This window comes from Mycobacterium sp. (genome assembly GCF_036488105.1).
GTDB lineage: Bacteria > Actinomycetota > Actinomycetes > Mycobacteriales > Mycobacteriaceae > Mycobacterium.
Window position 1 is genome coordinate 1 of record NZ_DASXHW010000180.1, and the last position, 2,765, is coordinate 2,765.

At 69.0% G+C, this 2,765-nt stretch carries 3 protein-coding genes; all 3 read right to left on the minus strand.

Going from position 1 to position 2,765, the window contains the following annotated elements:
* Positions 1-451: 451 nt before the first annotated feature.
* On the minus strand, positions 452-1,231 hold the full coding sequence (gene istB / locus VGH54_RS09375) for an IS21-like element helper ATPase IstB (RefSeq protein ID WP_331511674.1): 780 nt from the start codon (positions 1,229-1,231) through the stop codon (positions 452-454).
* Positions 1,222-1,491, minus strand: a complete 270-nt coding sequence (locus VGH54_RS09380; protein ID WP_331511675.1) for a hypothetical protein — start codon at positions 1,489-1,491, stop codon at positions 1,222-1,224. Before VGH54_RS09380 ends, istB begins: the two co-directional genes overlap by 10 nt.
* A partial coding sequence (locus VGH54_RS09385; RefSeq protein ID WP_331511676.1) for a Mu transposase domain-containing protein occupies positions 1,488-2,765 on the minus strand: 1,278 nt, incomplete at its 5' end. The genes VGH54_RS09385 and VGH54_RS09380, both read right to left, overlap by 4 nt.

Sequence of the window (2,765 nt, forward strand, 5' to 3'; positions counted from 1 at the left end):
CAGGCCAACAGGCGCCTCTCACAGACGCGGCGGTTCTGTCAGGGTCCGGTGTTTGACTCGGCGACCGGAGGTGGTCGCGGTGTCGTTCGTGCATGGTCACCCGCGCGCCGCGGGCTGGGTGGTCGCTCATGTGCGCCGGCCCAACCTTCCCGAGGCTGGGCAGTTGCCGTTGCTTCCCGCGACCCCCCGATCCCCAACGGCATCCAGGTCATCGAGCGCCAGCTCGCGCCGCTTCGGCGACCAGGGAATAGGACTGCAGGCGGTCGGTGTGAGCGGGAATCCGTGTGGTCACGATGAGCTCGTTCGCGCCCGTGTGATCGACCAGGATCTGTAATCGTTCGCGGACCGTGTGTCAACGGTCATTGGGAACTCCGGGTGGGCGGACATTTGATCTCCGGGCTGGCGGACAGCGGATCTCCGGGTAGGCGGACGTGAGTTTTCCGGGTGTGGGTTAGTTCAAGGGGATCACTCCCTTGCCTGCGAGGGCTTCGGCGAGACGGTGCGAGTCGCCGGTGGTTGCGATCAGATGTGCATGGTGGAGCAGGCGGTCGACGGTGGCGGTGGCCAGGGTTTTCGGCATGATCGAGTCGAATCCGCTGGGGTGGATATTGCTGGTCACCGCGATCGAGCGCCGCTCGTAGGCGGCATCGATGATCCGGTAGAACGCCTCGGCGGCGTCTTGGCCGGCGGGCAACATCCCGATGTCGTCGACCACGATCAAATCGCAGCCGCAGATCCGTGACACCGTCCGTGCGACCGTGCCGTCGACCTTGGCCTTGCCGACCGCCGCGGTCAGAGATTCCAAGGTGAACCAGGCGACCCGCAGGTCGGCCTCGATCGCGGCGTGCGCCAACGCCTCAACGAAGTGCGACTTCCCGGTGCCCGATGGGCCGGCGACCGCAAGATTCTCCTGCCGACCGATCCACTCGAGGGTGACCAGCGCGTTCTGGGTGGGCTCGGGGATCGAGGACTCCTCGGGCCGCCAGGAGGAGAACGTCTTCCCGGTAGGGAAGTTCGCGTTCTTGCGCCGTAACCGACGCGTCGCCGAGTCGCGGCCGGTGACTTCCTCGATCAGCAGGACACGCAGCACCTCAGCGGGGTCCCAACGTTGCGCCCGTGCGGTTGCCAGGATGTCGGGCGCGGCTTTGCGCAGGTAAGGCAGCCGCATCCGACGCGTGATCTTGTCCAACTCATCGGGCAGCGCCGGCGCTTGCGGGTGGCTCACGACCATGAGTCCACCGCCTCGATGCGCTGCTGCAGCCGGGCGGCGAGGGTGCCCACCCAGGCCGCGACCTCGAACGCGTCACTCTGCCCACCCGAGCAGGCCCGAGCGCACGCCTCGGTCGGCCCAGGGTCGCCGCCGGCCAGCCACTGCTCGAGCAGATCCAGAACGGTGGTGGTCTGCTCGAGGGTGGTGCGGTCGATCAGTACCCAGGGCGAGGGCGGCAGGCCCGGCAACGACGCGGGCTGGGTCGGGTCGGGGGTGTTCATGCGCCGAACCTGTCCCACGACCCGGTGCCGGGCTGCGCGGAGTGCGCCTCGTCGACGTGCACGACGTCATCGGGTGGCCCGGCGGCGCCGAGGTGATCCAGGATCGAGACCAGGTCGTCCTCGGCGAACCGGCCCGCGATCGCGGCCAGCCCGAGGGCCTCATCGACCCGGTCGCCACCCAGGACCGCGCCCAGCGCGACCGCCCGGGCCATCTTGGCCCGGATCCGCGCCACCCCGGTCGCGGCGGCCTCGATCAGCCACCGGCGTGCCCCCTCGCCCAGGTCCAAGAACGCGACCTCTTCCGGGGTGCGGGCACGCACCTTGGGAACCCGCGGCAGATTCCCGCCTGGGTGGTGCGGGTAGTGCGCATCGACGATGCGCGGATGCCCCGGGGTGGATAGCTCGTGACGGGCGATCTCGCTGATCCCCACCGCGGTGGACCCGGTGATGGCCAATTCCTCGCCCACCACCCGGCACCACACCTTCTGGCCCTGGTGCCCGTCCGGGGTGGAATAACGCACTGAGCCCCACCGGATCGTCTGATCATCATCAACCAGCCGTTCCTCGCCCAGCGCGATCGCATGCGGCGCGCCCGGCAGAACATGCAGGTGCTGGCGCTCGATGCGCAACCGCTCAACAGGAGCGGCCCCGGTCTCCCGGTGCGGGCGGGCGTTGACCCGCTCGCACCACTCGAAGCACGCGTCGGCGAGCTCGGCGAACGAGGCGTAGGCGGGCAGCAGGTTCGCCGTGGTCGGGACCAGATCCGCTTTGGCGATCTTCACCGTGTGCTCAGCGCCGCCTTTCGACTCCGGATCGAAGGGCTCACACGTTTCCACCTTGCAGCCGTAATGGCGGCCCGCGGCGACGATGTCAGGATGGCGCACCGGCACGCCGGCGACCCGGTCGATCGTCACCGTCTTCGGGTTATCAGTCAGTAAATAGGTGGGCGCCCCACCGATCCGCCGCAGCGTGGCATCCACACACCCCACCACGGTGCCCAGCGTCTGGTCCCAGGCCGGGAGCACCACCCGAAACCGTGACCAGGACAGCCACGCGCAGAACAGCTGCGTGCGCCTGCCACCGACACGGGGACCTTCGCCCCAGTCGTGCTGCAACCACATCCCCGGCTCAGCCACCCATGGCCGGTACTTCCGTCGGTGCCCCGCATTCCAATCAGCCTTGACCTCGGCCACCGCGCGCCGCGTGCTGCGATCGGTGCCGGTAAACCCCATCGCGACCAGCCGCGCGTGCACCACATCGGCACGAACTCGCCC